Genomic DNA, 23107 nt, shown 5'->3' with positions numbered 1-23107 from the left:
ACATGATGAAATGCACGAAATGTTTGAATGAACAGGACTTTGGTAAGTTCTGCGGGAAATGTGGAGCCGGTTTAATGGAGACTGAAAATAACCATCAGCCAAGTGCTTACGAAGAAGTTGCTGCCGCCTCGGAGACAGTTACAAGAGAGCCGGTTCAAGTAAATGAAAGTGTGACGAAGGCTAAGGAAAATGTTTCTAAATACTGGAATTACGCATTGCAAGTACTAAAAAAACCATCTGTCGCATTAGAGGGTGGAGATCACCAGTTTATTAATGGACTTATTACGATTGGCATTTTTGTGATTGCTTTTTCACTGAGCATTTATTTTCTGGTGAACAAATTATTTAAAGCGATGTTCGGTGGACTTGGAAGTATGTTCTCGGAAGATGGGATGGGAACACAATCTTTGCCATTTTTCCATCTTACATCATCCCTCTTTATGTTTTCCCTGATCTTTATTGTCGGATCGCTGATTAGTGTGTTTCTGGCAGGGAAATTGATGTCTCAAGGGTTTTCTTTAAAAGAGTTACTGGCTCACTTCGGTGGTGTTCTCGTTCCATTTGCTTCATTGAATGTAGTGGCGATTCTTACTGGCTTAATGGGTTCAGTTCAATTGACACTTATTCTGACAGGGGTCTCACTTCTTTATTCCATTGTCATCATGCCGGCAATAGTTGTGTACGACAGAGCAATGAAATATCAATCGTCAGTTAACAAGGTATACTTGGCTGCAGGAGCATCTGCGTTATCCATGTTCATTACCTATCTTGTGATTCGCACAAGTGTGATGGAGTTTATGGATGAGGTTGAATCTTTGTTGAATATGGGGTTCTAGTAGACTGATTCAGATTGATAACCAATAAGTTTGAATTTATTCATTATCCTAAAAAGAAGCACGGGGACGGTTCGCGTGCTTCTTTTTATTATGAGGAAACTTCAGAGCCGTCCCGATGCCCTCCATGCTTGCTTACAGATCCCTACTATCTACTTCTTCAGTGGATACCAGATCATACATCTTCAAGCCATCATCTGTAGAAGTTATTTTGTACTTGCCTTCAAATGCTTTGTATTTCCCTGTGTTGTCATTGTAATAAATATTGTATTCTTCCGTTGTGTAAACGTAGTAAGAGCCATCTTCCAATGGTTCGACTTTCTCGATGTCAACGTTGACGAGATCCTCGGTTATTCCTTTTTTCTCAAGGTGGTCGATATAATCTTTAACCGTTTTTGAATAGGCGGAAGAGGAGTCTATATCATCTGATAGAATTGAAAAGTCACGATTGTTATATGCTTGAACGCCATTGGATATAAAGGATTCAACAAAGGACTCCACATCATCGCTGACTTGTTTTTGAGAAATGTTACTATAGGCAGGCGCAGTCTCCATTTGCTTCTTCAGTGCGACTTTATCAATATCAATCTTTTGAGCGTTGCTTTCATCAAAATTCCAGACGGATGACCAGGAGGCGACACTCCATTTTTTACTTTTTGCTGAATAGCTTAAAGAGTAGTTACTCACATCACTCTCTTTTGACAGTGATAGGGGATCTCCTGAATACACATAGTCCTGCATCCATTCTGCGTGAATCGGCAGAGTGGCCATCCATTCACCGTCCTCTTCTTCCAGATATAGGGATTTTGAATCAACTTCCAGGTCTGTAATGTATCCAAATGTTTTCCAGTCATCCCCCGTTAACTCTTGAAAGGAAGAAGAAACAAAGGATGATACTTCGTTGGATTCCTCTTTAAGATACTTTTCATCTTGATAGGCAAGGGCTTTGGAAAGGTTAAGGAAGTATTGTTTCAGTCCTTCCGTGACCTGATCCTTTTGTTTGTCGCTTAACGTCAAAGGCGCATCAAGCACATCGTCGTCAATGGTCATGACGTCGGATTGAATCGTCCCGAAAGGCATGTCTTTCTTTACTTGCACCTCCATGGAACCATCTGTAAGAACCGGGCCGATTTCGGCGGTGTTGTCTTCTGTGGTCTTCATCCCTGTGTCCTTTCCGTTCACCCAAACGGAGGCACCTTCGCTATTCGTATGGACCGTTGTATAGTCGATGTCGAAGAAAAGATCTGTGTCCGTTTGTCCGACATGTTGAATATCAACTTCCTTTTCCAACTCCACGAAATCAGAAGCAAGGACTGCATTGACTTTATATGTTCCAGGTATGAATGTCCCGAAATTGACACTATCGCCTTCTCTGGATTCGGGTTTGATTTCTTTTCCGTTGACGTAATAACGAAGGTCATCGTAATTGGTATTAACCGTCATGGGGGTCGACTCCATGATGAAATCATAATTATCATAAATCAGGAACTTCTTCCCTCTTTTTTCAAAGGTGATAAGCTGGTTGGGAGACTCAAGATCGTCACTGGCTTTAACTGTACGGGCATCAGCCGTTTTTACAGTGTTATGTAATTGGGTTATCATGCTTTCTTTTTGATCCGGGTTTTCTTCTAAATAGGTAAGAAGGGCCTGAACGTTTTTCTTTGTAACCTTTTCAGAATCTTTTCTTGAATCAAGAATACTGACTAATTCTTCAACATTGCCTGACTCTAAGTATTCCTCGAAATCAGTCAGCAGGTTTGCTTTATTCGTTAGAGAGTCGCCCACTTTATATAGCGAAATACAGGCAACGAAGAAAAGAAGAGCTGCTCCGATGATGATTTTTGTTTTTAAGGTTAGTGTTGAAAGGGAAGAAATGCTGGTTTCTTTTTTAGTAAGTGTTTCTTTCCCGCTTATATTTGACCCACAGCTGGTACAGTGGGGGGTGTTTCCTTCTATTTTTTGTCCGCATGAAGTGCAAAATTCCAAAGTGACTTCTCCTCTTTATACATATTTAGTGGGTTCTTTTACAGTAAATGTTGTAATGTTATACATGATTAAAAAATGAGCCATAAAAATACCACTCCAGAAAAAATCGGAGCGGCAATAGGAACGAAAGATCATGACGATCTCTATTAAACTGCTTTTGATAAACCGGAAATGATTCCTCTGGATTGTAGTTCACTTCTAGTGGTTTCATCAGCAGGTCGGTATCCTTTTTCAAGTAGATCTTTTATAAAGATTTTATTATATACAAATGAGAATATGATTCCTGGAATCCACGCACCAAATCCAAATGTAAAGGCACCAACAATTGCAGCTGTAATGAACATAATGACAGCCCACTTTAAATCTCCTCTAATAAGGGCCGGGAAAAATCCAAAAAAGAAAGTCGTCCAGCTGAATCCGATCTTCACTTCTTTTGTAACTCCCGCTTCGTTTTGTAATCGTGCTTTCACTCTACATTTCTCCTCCTTTAGTTATAGTACTTTAGTATTGTATCATAATTTATTCAAAAAATAACTATATTTTCCTGTTCAATTTCTTTCTTTTGACCATCTCATGATACAATCACCAGAATCCATTGAAGGCAGGCTGCCAGAATTAAGGTGTAGAGAAAAGGACGCAAAAAAGAAGCAGGAGACCTCCCCTGCTTCTACATCGCTTCCTTCAACCCCTTCTTAATCAACCACTGATTCGCCGGATAACTCGTCAGAAACCCTAATATCATCGCAATCTGCATCATGAACCAATAGGAGGGTTCAGTCGGCTTCGGCGGCTCAGTGAATAAGAGATAATGCACAACGGCCATCCATCCAAACATCCCTACTTCAAAGGCGATCAGGGAAAGAGAATCGGCTTTGATTGCCTGTTTGAAGGCGTTGAGCTTTCCATCTTCCTTGTTCATGGGATAAATGGAGTAGAATTGAAAGATGACGCCGAATAAATAGGCTAGTATGAATTCCACAGTATAATGAGCAAATAAGGTAGAACCGGCAATCATGAGTCCGGTCATGGCGACGATTGGAACACCGACCGCGTCTCCGAACGAACAACCTGCCGAGCAGTGGCTGGTGGAGACGAATACTTTGGCCCCATGGCCGCGATTGTCTTCCTTCTCTAAATTTTTCGCTTTTACCCGGCCCCACTTAAAGTATGTCCACAGAGCAATCGGCCCGAAGAACCACCCGTTGATCGGCCAGACCACATTCATGATCTTCATCTTCTGCGGATGTTTGAACACATCCATTAATATGATCAGGGAAGACAATAATCCTATCCCTAAAAAAATCCACGAAATCGTTGTTAGCACAGAACCATCCTTTCTAAAATTCTTCTATAAGCAAATATACCCGTTAGAGGATATCGATAATCTTTTTGAGATTGAGATATTCAAACGGAAACCCACACTTTGTTGCAATTACCTTACTTGTGGATATTGTGTATTGGTACCGGCTCTCAGTATCGGATTGGGGAAGGGCCACCGGGGAGTTAAACGAACGTTTGGTTGGAAGGTCAGTCAAGATAGGGTTCTAGTGCTTTTTCTATTTTTTAAAAGAAGCGCTAGTCTCGTTACTTGCCAACACGTTTCAGCAAGTGTTGTCATTACTTTTCTTAATGTCATAATTAAATAGATGTCGAGAATGGGGAATGCAACTCTTGCCATAGTAGGACTCCACTCAAGCGTGGGGACAAGCTCCTATCGTATACTCTAAATCTATGGGGGAGCCGGTCAAAAAGCAAAGCACACCTTCTCTGGAATGAAAGAAACGAGGGGAGAGCCACGTTTTCTCTCTCATCAACTACTACTCATTAGGAGGGAATCCAAATTGAAATCCTACATTGTCAAAATCGAACTAGAAGAGTCCAATCCATTGATATGGAGAAAGAGTCATCATGCCAGCGGGAGCGACATTTAGAAGGCTTCATGATGTCATCCAGAACGTTACGAATTTTCGAGGTGGTTATCCTCGGGAAGGTTATCACCTCTATGAATTCGACTTGAGGAAAGATCAAAGAATTGTCACGGATCATGAAGAAGCTTACCTTGAGCATCAGCATTATAAGAAAAACAAGGCCGCCTATGAAGTCGGTTCCGCCTGAAATGTTGGAATTTGAAAAGAATCTCCTGGAAAGACTGAAGATCGAAGTGCGGAAACCCACTGGATTAAAGATCGATGATTATCTGGAGAAGTATGGAAAGATCCGGTATGCCTATGATTTCGGTAATAGTTGGCAGTTTACCATTAAACTTGAGCAGATTGTCGACGATTACTATTTCGGCTATCCAACCCTCCTTGACGGAGCAGAAACCTCTCCACCTGAAGATGTAGGAGGGATCCCTGGTTTCTATGAATTTCTTAAAGCTTATCGTGATGAGAAGCATCCGGAGCATAAGGAAATGAAGGCATGGGCCAAATCAGTATATTTCAGGTAATATGATCCTGATTGGACCAATTATATACTCAAAGGACTTAACTATAAGAAGACTGAGTGGGGTAAGATTAATCATGAAAATTATATGATTATTGAGGATAAGTATCGGAAGAGTTAACGGGGGACGGTTCCAATTTTACCCTTCGCTTTAAGTATAGAATTAGTGTTGGATTCATCCCAACACTAACTATTATCATTCTATTAATTAGGGATATATACGATTCATGTTAAGAGTACGACTGAGGAGAGAATCGGTTGAATGTGGAGGGGTAAATCAATTTCATTAAAAAGGTTTTGGGAGGTATTCTCTCAAAGCTTTTTTGCGTTTTATCCTGAACCCTGACCGGTAAATAGGAATATATAGCTTGATAGTTTGCCTTTGTCCTGTAGTAAAGTAGATTGTAAATTAAAATTAATGTATTTTTCGGTTTCAGTTTAAGTAGATATATCTGCAATCTAACTAGTATCTTCTTCATGTGAGTTGAAAGATAGACATAGTTTTAGAAACTTATATGCAAAAGATGTTGAAGATAACAGAATTATCTTTTATTTTTTGTAATTTTAGGATATTAATAGGAAATTTGTATTATAATAGGTGACGATAACACTTATAATGAGACATTAAAAAAGGCTTCCGATCTTTTTTATTATTTATCACAACGGTCCCTACATATGCCACAATGTATTAGCATATTAATTCCAAATAATGCTTCAGCATCAAAGAAATTTGTCGATATAAATCAGGAAAAAAACCGGGTAATAGGGAGTGTGTATCTGAAATATTTAAACAAAAATATAAAGTCGTCATTAAAAAGAATCTGGCTATTTAAAAATGTTAATGACTGACTCTGATAAGGAGAAAAGTATGAGTGTAGCAATTGGTATTGATCTAGGGACAAGTAACTCCTCGGTAGCGGTTTATCGTAAAGGAAAGGTTGAAACGATTCCAATAGATGGACGGAAAACAATGCCGTCGGTCATTTCCTGTAAGAGCGATGGGCAACTATTGGTTGGGAATTCAGCAAAGGCAAGACTTTATATTGATCCGAATAATAGTATTGCATCTTCCAAACGATTCATTGGAAGCAAAGACAAGGTGTATAACGTTCAAAATACGAATGTAACCCCTGTTGATGTAGCAAGGAATATCCTTGAGAAGATCAGGGTTGAAGCAAGTAAGTACATAGGGGAAGAAGTGAAAGATGCGGTTATTACCATTCCTGCTTATTTCACGGATGAACAACGGGAGGCAACAAGAAAAGCTGGTCAATTAGCTGGATTAAATGTATTGCGTCTCTTGTCAGAACCAACTGCAGCAGCCATTGCTTATGGCTTGGATAAAGAACGCAATCAAACGATTATGGTCTATGATCTTGGAGGCGGAACTTTTGACGTTTCCATCCTTAGAGTTGAAAACAATCATTTCCGGGTTGTAGCTGTTGATGGTGACAGCATGCTCGGTGGAGATGACTTTGACGATGCTATTGCAGAGTATTTAATGAGTAAGATGAAGGTATCTGGAAAGGTGAGAAAAAGCAGCGTCGGTTCGACATCGGTTCAACAGTTGAAAGAGGCTGTAGAAGAACTGAAAAAGGAGTTGTCTGAAAGCGACTATGCCGACATTATCATTCCTGATATTTTTGGGTCCCATTTAGATGAAGAAATAGATATTCAAACCTTTAACAGTCTTACAGAACCATTGCTGAAACGTACCATTGATAAAATGCAGGAAGTGCTGAAAGAAGCCGGCTTAACGAAGAATGATATTAGCCGTGTGATTCTTGTCGGCGGTTCTACCAGAATGAGGGCGGTACAGGAAATGGTTGCGAAGCAAATCAAGCAGCCTTTTATAGCGGACAACATTGATGAGATTGTTGCACAGGGTGCAGCGATCATGGCGGCTAACCTTTCTGCGCCAGACCTTGATTCAACGCCGGTACCGATTGAAGTGGAGGAAGTAACCTCACATTCCATCGGGATTGGAATGGTGGATATGCAGACCGATGTGTTCAGGGTCTATCATTTAATCAAGAAAAATACAAAGCTTCCTTGTACCGGGGGAGAAATTGGCTATACCATCCATCCATTCCAAAGGGAGATTCGTTTTCAAGTATTTCGTACTGAATCAACCGTTCCGTCGGATGAGTCGAAGATTGGTGAATTAAGACTGAAAGTCAAGAGACCGCAGGCAAGCCCTTCTTGTGCTGTAGCGCTATTTGAACTGGACCAAAGTGGAATTTTAACCTTCTCTAGTGCAGAAGTTAAAAGGGAGTCCCAAATCGTCCGTTCTTTCGAGGATGAGGGTGAAATGAATATTCCATTAATAGAATCTATGATTCGGAGCGGTGAATTAAAGACTGAAAAAGTTGTTATTGATACGAATAAGTAGGAGGAATCAGTTATGGCAATCACAGAAAAAAATAGTCCCTATATTCTTGGAATAGACCTTGGTACATCGAACTCGGCTGTATCTATTTACCGTAAAGGCAAGCCTTTTATGATCAAGCTGGGAAAGGAGCATACCCTTCCCTCTGTTGTTAGTTTCCGTTCAGAAGATAATATCCAAGTGGGAGAAACGGCAAAAAGCAGGATTTTAATCGATCCTGAGAACACTGTATCCTTTATTAAGCGTGAAATGGGGACAGAATGGAGTCGTGAATTCTTCGGTGAGGTATATCGTCCTCAGGATATTTCAGCTGAGATTTTATCTAAGCTCCGAGAATATGTGATCAATCAGGAAGAAATCGACTTAAAAGGAACGCCTGTTTACTCTGTCATATGTGTTCCGGCAAACTTTGATGATAACAAGAAGCGTGCCACTAGAGAAGCTGCTGAATTGGCTGGTTTAAATGTTACATATTTACTTGAAGAGCCTGTGGCGGCCGCGATTGCCTATGGAATGGAAGTCGGCCGAAACCAGACGATTATGGTCTATGATCTTGGAGGCGGAACGTTCGACGTCTCTATTTTAAAGGTTGATAGTGTTTCCGAAGATTCTCAGGCGGAATTTTCCATACTGGCAAAAGAAGGGGATCCCCAGCTTGGAGGATATGACATTGACCAGGCCATTATGAAACTTGTAAATGATGACTTTAAGGAAAAAAGTAAGATTGATATTTTTGATCTTGTGGCAGATCAAGGGGTGTCAGCAACCGATTTGCTGACTGCTCAGCAGCAACTTCAAGAGGCATGTGAGCAAGCTAAAAAAGAATTATCCGAAGTAGACTTTGCTGCTATTGAGATATCCAATCTCATTAAAGATGAGTTCGGAAATATTCACAACGTCGAATATGAATTGACGCGTGATGATTTCGAAGCAGTGATTGAACCTCTTATCGATCAAACAATGCATACGATGAAAAAAGCCCTTGAAAACGCAAAGCTGACAACCAATGATATTTCGCGTGTCATTTTAGTAGGAGGATCATCACGGATTCCTCTAGTTAGTTCGAAAATCAAGGAGATTTTAAATAAAGAGCCATATTCCAATATCGATCCGGACACCGTTGTATCACAGGGAGCGGCTGTATTCGGAGCAAGCCTCGGTGTGCCAACGGACAAATTGGAAGAAACCAATGAGTCGGATAGTGAAGACCAATTGAATACTGAGATTGAGATGAACAATATTGTGACGCATCATCTAGGGATTGAAATTCGCGGTGGACGATTCAACCAGATAATTGAAAAAGGAATAGAATTGACGAAAGATCAGCCTGTCGTTTCAAGTGAAAAGATCTATAGCACTCCTGAAGACAATATGACAGAGATGCGTATTACAGTCTTCCAAACACCAGAGCTTGTTGAGAGTGTTTGTGATGAAAAAAGCGTTTGTATCGGCGAATTTTTCTTAACAGGAATTCCGCCTGCTCCTAAAGGCAAGCATCGTATTCATGTAAATTTTACAGTCAACCAGCAAAATGAAGTCATAGTTTCGGCAAGGCTGGATGGTGACGAAAGCATTTCAAGTGAAATCACGATTAAAAGAGATTAGGAGTTTGAAATCATGACAGTTTCTAATGAAGAGTACAGGAAGACCTTAAAACGATTTGGGGATACTCAGGTTCAATTTCGAAAAAAAACAGATCAAATGAATCATTGGAAGACATGTTTCAAAGAGCTTGAAGGTGATGTGACCAATCTGATGTCCTTTTTTGAACAGAAATATGAGGAGTCAGTCGTTGGAGAAGAGTTCGGGGAAGATATGAAAGAAAAGTTGGAGAATCGTAGAGATGGCATCCGCCTATCAGTCAAAAGCTCCAGTAGGCTATTGCGTAGGCTTAATCCTGATAAGCCTTTGGAAACGGAAACGGCGGAGTTCATAACTGATGAGGCGATAAAGGAAAGGTTGTCTTCCACTAGCGTCATTAGTGAAGAAACGCAGATTGAATCAATAGATGAATTCAAGCAGCCCCAACTAAGTGAATCAGACATGACTTCTGAAGAACCGGTGGATGTAGAAGTGGGAGAAGCTTCACCATCTGAAACAGAAGCTTCTTTGGTAAAAGGAGAAAGTGAAGGTTCATCCGATTCTAATGATAATCAGGACTTCTCCATTGTTCAGGAGGGAGGGGAGTACCAAGCCAATGTTTTTCTTCTGAACGAAGCCATCGATAATAATATACAAATACTGGATCAGCTTGAAGAAGATATCCAGTCAGCGGAGAAACGATTTCTGTCTTTCATTGAAAAGGGTGTCGCTCCTGTGCTGGATGGTCTTTACAGTGGTGATAAGTATGGAAAAGAATTACTTGAACATTTAAATGCTGAGGACTCTGTGGATACGAGTAAAGTAGCTGAATGGCTTGAAATCTATCCAACCTTAATGAAAGAAATCAAGAGACTATTCGATGCATTCTCAATAGAGTACTTCCAACCTGATATTGGTGATCCCTTCAATGAGGAAAAGCATGAACCTATCGGTGTAGTGGAAGATCAAGAATTCAAGGACGAACAAATTAAGGAAGTTGTAAGGTACGGTCTAACATTTGAAAAGTCGGCCTTTGATATTAGACCGGCCCAAGTCATTGTAGTCAGAAACAAACAAGCTGCTGAGCAAAGAGGGATAGAAGATGAGGTTTGATAACGAAAAGAAGCCCACATTGGGAATTGATTTAGGGACTACCTATTCCGCGATTGCAAGATGGACGGAAAAAGGGCCAAAGGTTTACCAAACAAAGGGTGGGGATTATACCCTTCCTTCTGTTGTTTATTTTGATGAACGACAAGAAAAGCCCTTGGTTGGAAACCAGGCATTAAAGCGTGCTCTTATTGACCCGGAAAATGCGATTCTCGGAGTAAAGCGCATGATGGATGAGGGGACACAGAAGATTCTCTTGGGTGATAAAGAGTATACGCCTATTGAAATCTCTTCCATGATCTTAAGAGATATCTATGAATATGCTGAAAAAACCACACCAGGGTTTGACCCCACTGGTGTGGTCGTAACGGTTCCTTACTATTTCACAGCACTTCAATGTACAAACACATCGGAGGCTGCATCGATGGCAGGGCTCAATGTTCTGGGAATTATACAAGAACCTGTTGCAGCAGCCCTTGCCTACGGTATCCATGAAGAGGAAACATTAAATGATGAAATCATTATGGTGTTTGACTTAGGTGGAGGGACATTCGATTTGACCATTTTTCGATTCACAAACAGTAATGAAAAATTGACTTTCGAAGTCATTGCAACTGGTGGTGACGACCGTTTAGGTGGTCTTGATTTTGATAAGGCTCTTGCAGAGTTAATCAAAGAAAAGTCCGGATTGAACTTTTCAGGCATTTCGCGTGAAGACGAAATCAAAGCAAACGCTTTATTAATGGAAGCAGCAAAGGAAACGAAGGAAATTCTGTCATATGAAGAATTTACAGATATCATCAAACCCAATATCCTTCCTGGTCAGCATATCGAACTTGAGGTTGAACGTTCCGAATTCGAGGACTGCATTGAGAGTTATTTTGCCAAGATGGATATGATCATTGATACAGTTATCGAAAAATCCACACTTTCCAAAAAGGATATTGACCGGGTTGTAAAAGTAGGGGGATCAAGCAGGATTCCAAAAATTGATGAACTTCTTTCGCAGAAAATCGGGAATGCAAAAACATATGGCAATATTGATCCTGACCTATGTGTCGCTCAAGGAGCAAGCGTCTATGCAGCCTTCTTAGATGAAAGAATCGGCTGGTCGAAGGAAATAGAGATCAAAACAGCGACAGCTCACGCCTTAGGGGTCGGCCTGAGTGATGGCCGGTTCAGTGCTTTAATTCCAAGCAATCGAAGAACACCATGTGAGGCAACAAGTGTGTTTACTACCAATGCGGACAACTGTGAAGAACTTGATATTGATTTATATCAAGGCTCGTCTAAGTTTATTAAAAATAACAAACGAATCGGACGGATCCATATAGCCGGTCTAAGAAAATGTCCAGCTGGAGAGTTGGATATTCATATTACCTTCAGAATAAACCAACAACAATCCGTTTCAGTCACCATCGTTCAAAAGGAAAGCAATATTCGCAAAGTGGAAAATGTGAAATTAACATAAATATGTGTTTCAGAACGATTGATATACACAAAACTGCCACGGGGAAGAAAGTTGATCTGCTCCGTGGTTAATTCATGTGTTTTACTGCGATAAAAAATTGAAAGGGTGGTTGCAGTGAAAATAGAAGGTTTTGACATAGTAAAGAAACTTTCCTCGACTGATAATGCCATATCTGTCTATGTAGTTAAACAAAATAATGAGCACTTTCTCCTGAGGCTTGCTGATTACTCTCACAATAAAAATGGGCTGACCCATAGTACATGGTACGAAACCTATGAAGAGTATCAACTTACGATTACCAATTACAAAAATCTTCCGCGCGTTACGAGTATCTCCATGATAAGTGAGTCTCAAGTTTATTCCCTGGGCGACTTTAAAGAAGGAAAGCTGTTAACGGAAGCAGGCAGTCTGGCCCTTGATGAAACTCGGCAATTAATAGATGCTGTAAGGCATCTTCATAGCAAGAAGATTGTTCATGGAGCGATTGCTCCTGAGAATATCTGGATAACACAGAAAGGCAAAGTTTTGTTGTATGGGGCAGGGGAATTAAAAGCACTGGGACTTGCCCAGGATAATAGGCAATCATCAGATATTAAACAACTTGTGGACGTTATCTCTGAGTATGCAAGAATTGATGAAGGCGACATTGAAATCCTTTCAATTAAAAACCCTACGTCAATCAATGAACTTGAGTCGGTCTTGGCGAATGCGAAACCCACAGACCAAAGAAAAGAAAATGAAGAGCATGGAAAACAAAAACATGGATTGGTAGAAAAAGAGAAGCCAAAGCCAACTGAAAAGGTTATGGCACCAGTAGATATTAAAGAAAAAAAAGAAAAACGAACATTGAAGGTTGAAGAAACAGAAAAGGCTGACAACGGGAAGGAAGAAAGAACAAGATATGCAGAACCGAACAGAAAGTTTGGTTCAATCGTCAAGAAGCTTGGCATGGGTGTTGTAACAGTACTGGCATTATTATTTATAATTGGGCAGTTCACAGATTCTGAAAAGGAAAGAGCAGCGGAACCCACGAAAGCGGAAGTGTCGAGTGAAGCGGGAGTTTCGAGTCAAGTGGAAGAAGTTAAAGAACCAGAAAATACAAGTACTGCTGAAGAGGCGGATGAACAAACTGAAACGGAAGAACCGGTTCAGCAGGAAAAGCCGGCCCCGAATTTTACAAAAGAACAAGTGGATGGCTTCATGAATCAATATAATAATAAGTCGATACAGGCAGTTAATGACCGTAACTTTGCCATTGTCGAGAATTTACTTGATCCGAATGGAGAGGCCTATAAAACACAAAGAGAGTATATTGATTATCTTGAGAGTAAAGGGATTACAGAGGAAAATGTAGATTTTCAATTGGACGATTATATAAAGGTAGATCATTCAACTTACAAAATTTCAACATCCGAACAATACTATATTTATTACGATGACGGGTCAGTGACCGAAAAGTGGTTTGACAGTTCTTATATTTTAAAAGTACTAGGCAACAACAATTTAGCAGTAAATAAGATGTTATACACTGAAGAAACGTATTCTGAAACTGTTCGGGAAGCAACAGACTACTCTTATGAAGAGGATAGCTCCTCTGGAGACTCATTTTACTCAGATGACTCATCCGTCTATCGTACAGGGACAGATTCTAATCCAGGAGGTACATTGGATGATGGAGGTGCTATAGAAAGTGCTGTCCGTCTGCACTATGGGAGTATAAGCAGCGATGATTTCACTACTGGGTATAATCAATTTTCTTCAGGAATGAAAAAAAAGGTAACTCAAAAGGGCTGGGAAAAAGGACTTCAAGCAAATATGTATGATGAAATAACGTATATTGAAGTACAGCAAATAGATGACAATAAAGGCAGGGCATATATTGAAATGACTTCTTATGATGATAATCAAGATGGAACCACGTTAGTTCAAGAATGGGCAGGCTCATGGGACCTCTTGAAGGAAAATAATCGGTGGACCCTTGATAACACCGATCTTTCCAAAGTAAACTCCTGGGTGGAAGAGCAATGAGACTAAGCAGAAAAAAAAGACAGCTTTTTATGGTTCAAATTATTGTAGCGTTGTCTACTTTTATCCTAATCTTATTAGGATATCTCTTGTATACGGGAGTAGGGCAAGAAAACACCAATAATGTGGAAAGTGACACCTTCCAGATCTCTCAGGAGAACGCAACCGCTGCTAGTAAAGAAACAACAAGACAGAAAGTAGACGAAATTGTTCAAGACCAAGAGTCTAAGGAATACATCAATGATACACTGAAGGGCGAGGAAAACGTTGAACAACAAGCGAATGAAATATTATCGAAAATGACCCTTCGGGAAAAGGTTGGTCAAACGATGATAGTAGGATTTAACAGTCCGACGATTGATGACCATATCACAAAAATGATCGAGGAGTATCACGTCGGCGGTGTAATTCTATTTGACCGAAATATGAAAACGAAAGATCAAGTTGCAAAATTGAATAAAGACTTACAGCAATTATCCACGGATTCCAGTGGGCTTCCTCTACTTATGGGTGTTGACCAAGAGGGTGGACAAATTGTGCGGATGAGAGATCAAGTGTCACCCATTCCGTCTCAACAGCAGTTGGGGCAAACCAGTCTTGCTGGAGGGGTCTATGACACCGCAAAACGAACAGGTGAAGAATTGTTATCTATGGGCTTCAATCTGAATTTCGCACCGGTAGTAGACTTATCATCAACGGATAGCCGGTCATTCGGGGAAGATCCCCAAAAAGTTCATTCCTTTGGTCGTCAGGTTGTAAGAGGAATGGTGGATTCAGGTATTACAGCAACATTAAAGCACTTTCCGGGAAACGGTCGGAGCAATGTTGATCCACACGTTGAAACCTCATCTGTGCAAGCAGACAAGTTGGACTTGGAAAACAGTGATATTTATCCATTTAAACAAATGATTAAAGAAGTGGATAATGATCAGTTCTTTGTGATGGTTACTCATATTAAATACCCGGCATATGACAAAGATAATCCGGCCAGTATTTCTAAAGTGATCATTCAAGATTTACTAAAAGAGCAGCTTGGATTTAAGGGACTGGTTGTTACGGATGACCTTGAAATGGGTGCGGTGAATAAATACTTCACGTATGAAGATTTAGGCAGTAAAGCAGTGCAATCGGGAGCAGATCTGCTTTTAGTCTGCCATACACTGGCAAACCAAGAGGCAGTCTTCAATGGTATTTTAGAAGCGGTTGAATCGAAGGAATTATCGGAGGCGAGGATTGATGATGCCGTAAGGGGGATTTTGATTCATAAACTATTATCGAATGATTGAGAAGGTGTTTACTAGCCATATCAAGAGGCATGCTCGTTTCTTCGTATCGCATTTCCTTTAAAGGCTACAGATTTATACTTATCTTTACGCACTCTATTTTTTATTTATTCAAGAATCCTATAGAAAGGTCACGTTTTTCAGTGTCCATTCTATAGGATGTTTTTAAAAGGTTCGAAACTCAAGTCATTGAACTATCTCCCAAGCCACCCACCATCAACTGCCACTAATTGTCCATGTACATAATTCGGAGCTCCAGAAGCTAAGTAGATCACGGTACCCTTGTAATTATCCGGTTCACCCCAGCGATCTGCTGGAATTCTATCAAGAATCTGTTTACTTCTGATTATGTCTTTAATTAGAGCAGTATTCATGTCTGTAGCTATATAACCCGGAACAATCGCGTTAACATTGACACCTATCAATGTGATTAATCGATATATCTAAGGATAACTAAGGTGATTATATTGTTATTAAACCGTCCAAAGTACCTCTTCTGAGGTCTTTGGACAGTTATTTTGCTTATATTAATACAACGTGCTTACTTATTTAAACGAAGCATACCCTTCATCCGCCATTACAACACTACCATTAATCGCATCTGCTTCTTCCAATGAGAGAAGATAGACCGCATTGGCCAGCTGCTCAGGTTGGGTGAGTTTATTCCCCATTACTTTCGCTTTCATGGAATCAATGATGCCGTGGTCTTTATAGCCTTGGATAATCGGGGTGTCCACGACTCCAGGTGCAATGCCGACGACACGGATTCCGTATGGAGCCAGTTCCAGTGCCGCTGATTTGGTCATCATGTTGACGGCTCCTTTTGTAGCATGGTAGGCAAATGTGTTCGGTGATGCAAGGACCCCGAATACGGAAGTTGTGTTGATGATGACCCCTTTGATGTTCAGTTCCTTCATCTTCTTAGCCGCTGCGATAATGCCGTATGCGACGCCGTGCTGGTTGATATTGATGATCCTGTGGTAGGCATCCATGTTCATATCGAGTACAGGTGTAGGTGACCCGATTCCGGCATTGTTGAACATGATATCGATTCTTCCGTATTCTTCAACGGTTTTCTCTACTAAGCTGGTTACGTCTTCGTGGTTGGACACGTCCGTTTTGATGAAGATGGCTTCTCCGTTATTCGACCGGATCATTTCCACCGTTTCATTCCCCAAATCCTCATTGAAATCCGCGACAACAACCCTGTCCCCTTTACGGGCAAACTTCAGACAGGTTTCCCGTCCAATCCCGCTTGCTCCCCCTGTAATGACCGCTACTCTTTTTGTCATGTGTATTTCCTCCTTCTTTTTATCTAAATTTATTTTAACATTCACATAAATTTATTATAATTTAATAAAACTAACATTTAGTTAAGCGTTACTTAAGGAGGGACGGACCTTGAACATTGAACAGTTGGAACATGTGGCAGAAGTGGCGAGGGCAGGGGCGCTTACGAAGGCAGCGGAACATTTACATATGAGCGCGTCAGCCGTGAGTCAGTCCATCAGCAAGCTGGAACAGGAGCTGGGAGTACAGATTTTCACGAGGAATCGACAAGGTACTTCGTTGACGGCAGAGGGTAAGAATATCATTGAGAAAGCGGAAAAAGTACTTGCGGCAATCGGCGAATTGAAGGAAGAAGCGAACCGGTGCTGTGATACCCTGACGGGGGAACTGAAAATCGGTATGATCCCAGGTCCCATCAACCTTCTGATCGATATGGTATCGGCGTATAAAACCGATTACCCGAACGTGAAGGTGGAAATACATGAAATGGGTCCGGTGAAGATAGTGGAGGGCGTCGAGAATAACGAGCTGGATATCGGGCTTATTTTAACTTCGAAAACGTTCGCTGTTCAACATCACGAACTGATGGCAGAGGAGCTCCTGGAGGGGAAGATGGTGGCGGGCGTCCACGAACATTCACCGTTGGCAGCGTTTGACCAACTCTCACCACAGCAACTCGTTGGGGAGACTTTCGTTCTGTATAACGATGACTATATTAAACGGTTTGCCCACGATACCTTATCGCCATTTGGACCCATCGATATTCTTTTTACCACGAATAATACTGAGGCGATTAAGAGGGCAGTTCAAAGCGGGGTGGCGGTGACCCTTGGGATGGATTATTCATTCCGAACCCGTGCTCCTTATTCGAATCAACCGATTATCCCGGTGGAGATTGAAGGGGTGGGGAGTGAACCACTTCATCTGGCGTGGATCAGGAGGAAGGATAAGGTTCCTTCGCGGAGGGTGAAGGAGTTTGTGAAGAGGGTGAGGAGGGAGTTGTAGGGGAAGCGTCCCGATGCTTCTTTTAAAGACATTTTAACGACGGCTGGTTAACGATATGTTTAAAGATAGATCCATGTAAAGGATTGAACGGAATCTTTATAAGGAGTTGATTCTACTGAAAACCATCGCATACGATAGCCACCACACGACCATTCGTTTTGCCGCTCTGGAATTACGGAGATTGTACAGGAATAGTGGAATAGAGTTAGAGGTTCAGAGAATGGAAGCAGACGGTGATAAGCACCCGGGAACCATTTATTTGATGCTTGAGGAGCAATATCAATCATCCCCTTATTCTCAAACCCCATTGTCTTTAAGGGAAGATGGGTTTGCGGTTCATGAAAAAGATGAGGAAATTTGGGTCATAGGCAAAGAAGAACGATCGGTTTTATACGGCGTGTATTATGTATGTGAGAAGAAGTTAGGGTATTCGTGGGTTCACTTTGATGAGAAAAAAGAAAACCGTCAATTAGAAGAGGCCACTTGCATTCAACAACCCCTGTTCTCCCGACGCGGCAACATCATCGAGACCATCGATGACCCGATTTACATAAACCGCCTGATCGATTGGGGAGCGAAGAATGGATTGAATGAATACTTCTTCACCTTCTTTCTATGGGATAAGGTGAAGAAGTATATTGAAGAGGAGCTCGTGAAGCGGAGTATGAATGTGACTCTTGGGGGACACAGCTTATCTTTCCTATTAAACGAAAATAAAAATCAGGCGAATCACTTTTTAAAGGATCCCGTCAGTCAGGAGACCGTCACGAAGCGGATTTTTGAGATATGTTCAGAATCACCGGTCGTGACAAGGGTATCGCTCTGGCCGGAAGATGTCGGGATTCATCAGGACGATTATGCTGCATTCATGCCGGGGTACATCGCATTTACGGAAAAGTTGAAGTCCGCATTAAAAGACCTGAATGTCGAGGTTGAACATATCGTCTATAACGCCGGACTTGAGTGGAATATGCTTGAACGCAGTGAAGGGACGGAGATCTCACAGGATGTGGATGTCCTATATGCCTATTGGGGGAGGGATTACTCGCATTCCATCCATTCAGGAAGGGAAGAACAGAGCAGGGCGGCGGACAGCTTGCTGGATTGGAAAGCGGAAACAGCGAAAAAGGGTAGATCCTTTACCGTGCTTGAGTATTACAGCGATCATTTCATGCTAAGTGAATTATTCCCGCCACTTTTCAACAGGATAAGACAGGACGTGGAAGATTACAAGAAGCAGGGCGTGGATGGGATCCTGAACTTGATCGTACCGTGTCATATCAAACGTTATGATTCAGACATCACGGCAGGCTATCCCTGGAAGTGGATTCAGCAACTCAATAATTATATGTACGCTGGATTGAGCTGGGGGAAGGCTTATGATGATCTGTTAAACTCTTATTTTTCAACCTTTGGAAATGAGAAGGAGCTATATCGCTCCATCATGATCGATCTAGAACGAATCCTTTCCGCTCACACGTTCTGGAATGTCCCTTTATTCCCGGCCCGTGTTGTAGATCCTGAAAAGGTCAATGGAGTAGAGGAAAGGGAGAAGGTCATCACCTACCTGGATGAAGTGCTGGATTTTCTGGAAAAACGGACACCGACGGTTAAGAAGGAGTTGCTTGCCCTTCAAACCAAACACAACTTTGCTTCCTTTTCGCCTGAGGAGATGCTTCAGTTTTACTTCCATTATGTAAAGGAATCCGTCAGCAAGTGTAAGCTTGAGTGGCAGGGGCAGGGGGGCGACGTGCATGGACTACAGTAATCTCTATTATTTCAAGCCTGCGAAGAGTGAAAAAAGGGATGAAAGAACTAAAAGTGATCTCATTGTGTACGGCGCGACTCCAGCAGGCATCACCTGTGCGATTCAGGCGAAAAAGATGGGCCTGACAGTGGCGATTGCTGAATTCGGCCGTCATATAGGCGGGATGACGGCAAGTGGTCTGGGTGCAACGGACTTCGGGGCCAAGGAGGCAATTGGAGGTCTGTCCAGAGAGTTTTATAAGAGGATTGGAGAGTACTATGGAAAAGAAGAACAGTGGATGTTCGAGCCTAAAGCAGCGAGTTCGGTGTTTACTGACTGGCTGAAAGAATACGAGATTCCTGTCTATCTGAACCAGCACCCGGAAAAAGTCGTGATGCAGGATAGGAAGATTAAGAGAATCATCATGGAAGACGGGATGGTGTTTGAAGGCCGTTATTTCGTCGATGCCGGCTATGAAGGGGATATCATGGCAAGGGCGGATGTGTCCTATGCTGTCGGCCGGGAAGGCAATGGCGCATACAATGAAACTTATAATGGTGTACGGTTTGGCGAACCCCATCATAAGTTTGAAGTCCGTGTGGATCCGTATGTCCTAGAGGGTGATCCGGAAAGCGGACTGCTTCACGGGGTGACGGAACCGGAAGAACGGACGTTGGATAATGGACAGGGGGATCACCGGATTCAAGCGTACAACTTTCGTATCTGTTTAACGAACGACCCAGACCGTCGGACTCCCTTTCCAAAACCTCCATCGTATGATCCAGAGAAATATTCCCTGTTGCTGAGGTATATTCAAGCAGGGGTGTGGGATGCGATGAATCTGCACATTATGCTGCCGAACGGCAAGTCTGATCTGAATAATCATGGAGCGGTTTCCACCGATTATATCGGAATGAACCATGAGTGGCCGGATGCCGGTTATGAAACACGGGAAAGGATTTTTCAAGAGCATGTCAACTATGACCTCGGCATGCTCTATTTCTTGAGTCATGATGAGCGGGTCCCTGAATCCATCCGGAAGGAAGTGGGTGAATGGGGTTTGCCTGAGGATGAATTCCCGGAAACAGGTCATTGGCCGCCGCAGTTGTATATTCGTGAGGCGAGAAGGATGGTATCGGACTATGTCATGACAGATCGTAACTGCCTTGGGCAAATTAAGGTGGAAGATTCGATCGGCTTGGCTTCGTATCAAATGGATTCCCATCACTGCAGACGTGTCGTGATCGATGGAAAGTGTGTGAACGAAGGGGATGTGGAAATTCCGATTTCACCGTATCCCGTCTCGTATCGTTCTGTCCGTCCCAAAGCGGATGAATGTACGAATTTACTTGTACCGGTTTGTTTGTCCAGTTCCCATATCGCCTATGGCTCCATCCGGATGGAACCGGTGTTCATGATCATCGGGCAATCGGTGGGGGCTGCTGTGTCCCTTGCCTTTCACGGGGCTGGGCCTGTTCAGGATGTCGATTATGATAAGTTGAAGGAAGAACTGCTGAACGCGGGACAAGTCTTGGAATGGGGTTCTACCATGGAAGATGATCCTGTGAAACGGATGAAGGAGACGTTCGGAAAAAAATAACCCGGAATCGGTGCACAAACGCACCATCCGGGTTGTTTTTTGTAGCCTTACAGCTCAATCGTTTTTAAAGCCAATTTGACCTTCAAGTCATTTGTCACATCTGGATCTTTGGCTTTTTCAAACTGATCCAGTGCTTTCTGAAGATGCTTCTTTGCTTGATCGGTATGCCCTTTGTCACGGTGATGAATCGCTTGTGTAAGGGAATTGATAAGCTGCTTTTCCACTGAATGCTTGATTTGTCCATCTGCTGCTTCCTCTAGAATCAGGTCTCTAGCAGATTCCAACGTATACGCGAGCACGTCTATTTTCATCAATTGACTTCCGGAAGAATAATAGATGTCGCCGTCATCCCCAATTGTGGCCAGTTCCGTTACGGCAAGGGTTTCATAATCGAAGGACTCTGGATCGATCGCTGTCAGCTTACCGGCTAACGTGGTATACATCACCCCGTTGTCATCCCAGCGGATATGGATCGGACGCCATCTGCCGTAGTCTTTTACCCCTTCATAAATGGTTTTGCTCTTCACGATTTCAAGAGATTCAGGGTCCATGGCAAAAATCGTTCCGTCCGCTGCAGACCATAATAAGCCATCCGGTCCGACACTCATCCCGCTGATCATATTCGGGTGGTAATCAAGCCCTGGAATATCCGGAACAAATTCCGTTATCTTCTCATTCTTTTCTAAATCCCAGACAAATAGTTTGGCTGCTTCTTCTGTCGGATCGATGCCGAGGCCCCCGGCAACTGTGGTGGATCCGTATAGTTTTCCACTTTTCTCCGCAAGTCCGACAATCGACTGATTATGAATGACGTTTTCAAACACTTTCGTTTCTTCAATAGCGGCAGGATCCAGGATGGTGAGTGATCCGCCTAATTTTCCATAGTCAGGTATCGTGCCGATGTAGAGTTTACCATTCACTGCTTCCATCTTGAACGGTCTGTCCTGATGGGGGATATCATAGATTTGCTTCGGTGCGATTGTATCCTTGGTTGTATCCAGTTCATATACGGTTGCCCCGGTATAGACACCGAAATACATATGATCTCCCATGGCGACCATCCCTTCAGCCTGTCCGAGGGTGAACATTTCAGATGATTCTTCACTCGTGTTGTATACGGCTCCTTTTCCACCTGGATATCCACTCATATACATATTGCCGTCCGGTCCTTTTTCAAGGGTTTGGATCGGAATTGGATTGCCCTCCACCGGGTACTGGATCGTTTTCACTTTCTTTGTTTCCAGGTTCATGAATGTGACTTGTCCGGCGAATTGGACGGTCACCAATGAATAGCCGGGGAAATCAGGGTCCCCTTCAAGCTCAACCCACGAGGTATTGCGGATGAAGGTTCCGAACCGGACACCGGTATCCGTTGCCTGAAGTGTTTCGTAATCAATTTCCATGATCCGGCCGCCTTGCTGGAAGTAGGCTTTGTTACTGCCCGGGAGACCTTGGATGAGGCGCAGACCTTTATTGTTTTCGTAGTAGGTGTCTTCCCATGAGTTTGTCGTCGTGTCATAGAATAACAGGGAGTTATCTCCGCCGCCGACCCCGGCCACAATATAGTCACCGAACGCGTCCAGCTGCCAGACGCTTGTTCCCTGGATGACGTGATCCGGAAGGGAAATCTTCTCATGCTCCCCTGTTTCCACATTCAATTTGACGAGATAGTTATCCACGCCGACACCGAGATACAGATACCCGTCATGATAGGCCGTCGACCGGGTATAACTTTCGTTCGGAGCCACATTCCCGAAATCCGTCATTTCACCAGTGGCAGGATCATACATGCCTGCTTTCGCGTTCGGATAAGATCCGAAGTAGACGCGTCCTTCTTCATCGTACGACAATCCATAAACGACGCTTTCGCCTATGCCGCCGAGGTTCTTCACATCCTGTGTTTCGGGGGAATACTCATACAAATACCCGTTCCCACCAATGTAGACATTCCCATTCGGTACCGTGATATGAGTCCAAACGGCACCCGTGCCTTCAAGAGGATACGTTCTCAGCACTTCCTCGGTTTCCAGATCCACTACCTGGAAAATGGCAGGGTGTCCGGAAGACGTCGTATACATGACATCGTGCCCATTTTCCTTTCCGTAGGCAGAGTCATATACGGCAACGCTTTGAATCGGATCCCCGAGCTTTACCGGCTCACCAAATGAAGGAGTGGTATCGGCTGTTGCCGCTCCTGCCGGCGTAAACATCGCTCCCATCATCATGACAAAAATCAATGAAACAAAACCTGGCACTTTCACGTTCCTTTTCATTCACCCATCTCCTCTATTTATTCAATTCAAGTCCTTGACGTTTTTCCCGCCTCCTTCATCCAAAATCCT

Annotated in this window: 18 protein-coding genes; 12 read left to right on the top strand and 6 right to left on the bottom strand. The window is 42.7% G+C overall.

The features are described from left to right. The first annotated feature begins 2 nt into the window (after window positions 1-2). The gene (locus AM506_RS12015) at window positions 3-836 is read left to right on the top strand and encodes a DUF6574 domain-containing protein (RefSeq protein WP_060672736.1); all 834 of its coding nucleotides are present in this window, start codon (window positions 3-5) and stop codon (window positions 834-836) included. Between the two features lie 132 nt (window positions 837-968). Here AM506_RS12015 and AM506_RS12010 read toward each other — a convergent pair whose 3' ends face one another. From AM506_RS12010 to AM506_RS12000, 3 genes are all read right to left on the bottom strand, one after another. Beyond that, the gene (locus AM506_RS12010; RefSeq protein WP_060672735.1) at window positions 969-2819 is read right to left on the bottom strand and encodes a zinc ribbon domain-containing protein; all 1851 of its coding nucleotides are present in this window, start codon (window positions 2817-2819) and stop codon (window positions 969-971) included. Between the two features lie 146 nt (window positions 2820-2965). After that, window positions 2966-3289, bottom strand: a complete 324-nt coding sequence (locus tag AM506_RS12005; protein WP_060672734.1) for a hypothetical protein — start codon at window positions 3287-3289, stop codon at window positions 2966-2968. A 197-nt stretch (window positions 3290-3486) separates the two neighbouring features. Next, window positions 3487-4143, bottom strand: a complete 657-nt coding sequence (locus AM506_RS12000; protein WP_060672733.1) for a DUF4396 domain-containing protein — start codon at window positions 4141-4143, stop codon at window positions 3487-3489. A 584-nt stretch (window positions 4144-4727) separates the two neighbouring features. Between AM506_RS12000 and AM506_RS23170 the strand changes: the two genes are divergently transcribed. The 8 genes from AM506_RS23170 (at window position 4728) to AM506_RS11965 (ending at window position 15126) form a co-directional block, all read left to right on the top strand. Further along, window positions 4728-4934, top strand: coding sequence for a plasmid pRiA4b ORF-3 family protein (locus AM506_RS23170; protein ID WP_235576100.1), 207 nt, complete (start codon window positions 4728-4730; stop codon window positions 4932-4934). Continuing rightward, window positions 4915-5268 (top strand): plasmid pRiA4b ORF-3 family protein, encoded by a 354-nt coding sequence (locus AM506_RS23165; RefSeq protein WP_235576099.1) that lies wholly within the window; start codon window positions 4915-4917, stop codon window positions 5266-5268. The genes AM506_RS23170 and AM506_RS23165 overlap by 20 nt, the downstream gene beginning before the upstream one ends. Before the next feature lie 864 nt (window positions 5269-6132). After that, a complete protein-coding gene (locus tag AM506_RS11990; protein ID WP_060672732.1) occupies window positions 6133-7656 on the top strand; it encodes an Hsp70 family protein in 1524 nt (507 codons plus the stop codon). 12 nt (window positions 7657-7668) lie between these two features. After that, a complete protein-coding gene (locus AM506_RS11985; RefSeq protein WP_060672731.1) occupies window positions 7669-9258 on the top strand; it encodes an Hsp70 family protein in 1590 nt (529 codons plus the stop codon). 12 nt (window positions 9259-9270) lie between these two features. After that, window positions 9271-10347 (top strand): nucleotide exchange factor GrpE, encoded by a 1077-nt coding sequence (gene grpE / locus AM506_RS11980; RefSeq protein WP_060672730.1) that lies wholly within the window; start codon window positions 9271-9273, stop codon window positions 10345-10347. Beyond that, a complete protein-coding gene (locus AM506_RS11975; protein WP_060672729.1) occupies window positions 10337-11815 on the top strand; it encodes an Hsp70 family protein in 1479 nt (492 codons plus the stop codon). The genes grpE and AM506_RS11975 overlap by 11 nt, the downstream gene beginning before the upstream one ends. 114 nt (window positions 11816-11929) lie before the next feature. Beyond that, entirely contained in the window at window positions 11930-13843 is a 1914-nt protein-coding gene (locus AM506_RS11970; RefSeq protein WP_060672728.1) for a TcaA NTF2-like domain-containing protein, read from the top strand. Then, window positions 13840-15126, top strand: coding sequence for a glycoside hydrolase family 3 N-terminal domain-containing protein (locus tag AM506_RS11965; protein ID WP_060672727.1), 1287 nt, complete (start codon window positions 13840-13842; stop codon window positions 15124-15126). The genes AM506_RS11970 and AM506_RS11965 overlap by 4 nt, the downstream gene beginning before the upstream one ends. 191 nt (window positions 15127-15317) lie before the next feature. On the opposite strand, the gene AM506_RS22120 is transcribed toward AM506_RS11965, so the two are convergent. Together AM506_RS22120 and AM506_RS11960 are read right to left on the bottom strand one after the other, a co-directional pair. Beyond that, window positions 15318-15548: an SDR family oxidoreductase gene (locus AM506_RS22120; protein WP_440480350.1), complete on the bottom strand. Its 231-nt coding sequence runs from the start codon at window positions 15546-15548 to the stop codon at window positions 15318-15320. 120 nt (window positions 15549-15668) lie between these two features. Next, the gene (locus AM506_RS11960) at window positions 15669-16415 is read right to left on the bottom strand and encodes an SDR family NAD(P)-dependent oxidoreductase (protein ID WP_060672726.1); all 747 of its coding nucleotides are present in this window, start codon (window positions 16413-16415) and stop codon (window positions 15669-15671) included. Between the two features lie 109 nt (window positions 16416-16524). On the opposite strand from AM506_RS11960, the gene AM506_RS11955 reads away from it, so the two are divergent. The 3 genes from AM506_RS11955 to AM506_RS11945 all read left to right on the top strand — a co-directional run bounded on the left by AM506_RS11955 (window position 16525) and on the right by AM506_RS11945 (window position 20765). Continuing rightward, a complete protein-coding gene (locus AM506_RS11955) occupies window positions 16525-17418 on the top strand; it encodes a LysR family transcriptional regulator (RefSeq protein ID WP_060672725.1) in 894 nt (297 codons plus the stop codon). A 106-nt stretch (window positions 17419-17524) separates the two neighbouring features. Next, window positions 17525-19186 (top strand): alpha-glucuronidase family glycosyl hydrolase, encoded by a 1662-nt coding sequence (locus AM506_RS11950; RefSeq protein ID WP_160316873.1) that lies wholly within the window; start codon window positions 17525-17527, stop codon window positions 19184-19186. After that, complete coding sequence (locus tag AM506_RS11945; RefSeq protein WP_060672723.1) at window positions 19173-20765, top strand: FAD-dependent oxidoreductase; 1593 nt, start codon at window positions 19173-19175, stop codon at window positions 20763-20765. The genes AM506_RS11950 and AM506_RS11945 overlap by 14 nt, the downstream gene beginning before the upstream one ends. A 47-nt stretch (window positions 20766-20812) precedes the next feature. Here the strand turns inward: AM506_RS11945 and AM506_RS11940 are convergent, their stop codons facing one another. Beyond that, window positions 20813-23038 carry an FIMAH domain-containing protein gene (locus AM506_RS11940; protein ID WP_200908443.1) on the bottom strand — a complete coding sequence of 742 codons (2226 nt, stop codon included), beginning with the start codon at window positions 23036-23038 and terminating at the stop codon, window positions 20813-20815. Between the last annotated feature and the right edge of the window lie 69 nt (window positions 23039-23107).

The sequence above is a fragment of the Rossellomorea vietnamensis genome, assembly GCF_001305855.1.
GTDB classification, from domain to species: domain Bacteria; phylum Bacillota; class Bacilli; order Bacillales; family Bacillaceae_B; genus Rossellomorea; species Rossellomorea vietnamensis_A.
This window is presented reverse-complemented; position numbering and strand designations above follow the sequence as displayed.

Coding starts and splice junctions, on each gene's coding strand:
- AM506_RS12015 (WP_060672736.1), top strand. CDS start 3: ATGATGAAATGCACGAAATGTTTGAATGAACAGGACTTTGGTAAGTTC.
- AM506_RS23170 (WP_235576100.1), top strand. CDS start 4,728: ATGCCAGCGGGAGCGACATTTAGAAGGCTTCATGATGTCATCCAGAAC.
- AM506_RS23165 (WP_235576099.1), top strand. CDS start 4,915: ATGAAGTCGGTTCCGCCTGAAATGTTGGAATTTGAAAAGAATCTCCTG.
- AM506_RS11990 (WP_060672732.1), top strand. CDS start 6,133: ATGAGTGTAGCAATTGGTATTGATCTAGGGACAAGTAACTCCTCGGTA.
- AM506_RS11985 (WP_060672731.1), top strand. CDS start 7,669: ATGGCAATCACAGAAAAAAATAGTCCCTATATTCTTGGAATAGACCTT.
- grpE (WP_060672730.1), top strand. CDS start 9,271: ATGACAGTTTCTAATGAAGAGTACAGGAAGACCTTAAAACGATTTGGG.
- AM506_RS11975 (WP_060672729.1), top strand. CDS start 10,337: ATGAGGTTTGATAACGAAAAGAAGCCCACATTGGGAATTGATTTAGGG.
- AM506_RS11965 (WP_060672727.1), top strand. CDS start 13,840: ATGAGACTAAGCAGAAAAAAAAGACAGCTTTTTATGGTTCAAATTATT.
- AM506_RS11960 (WP_060672726.1), bottom strand. CDS start 16,415: ATGACAAAAAGAGTAGCGGTCATTACAGGGGGAGCAAGCGGGATTGGA.
- AM506_RS11945 (WP_060672723.1), top strand. CDS start 19,173: ATGGACTACAGTAATCTCTATTATTTCAAGCCTGCGAAGAGTGAAAAA.
- AM506_RS11940 (WP_200908443.1), bottom strand. CDS start 23,038: ATGAAAAGGAACGTGAAAGTGCCAGGTTTTGTTTCATTGATTTTTGTC.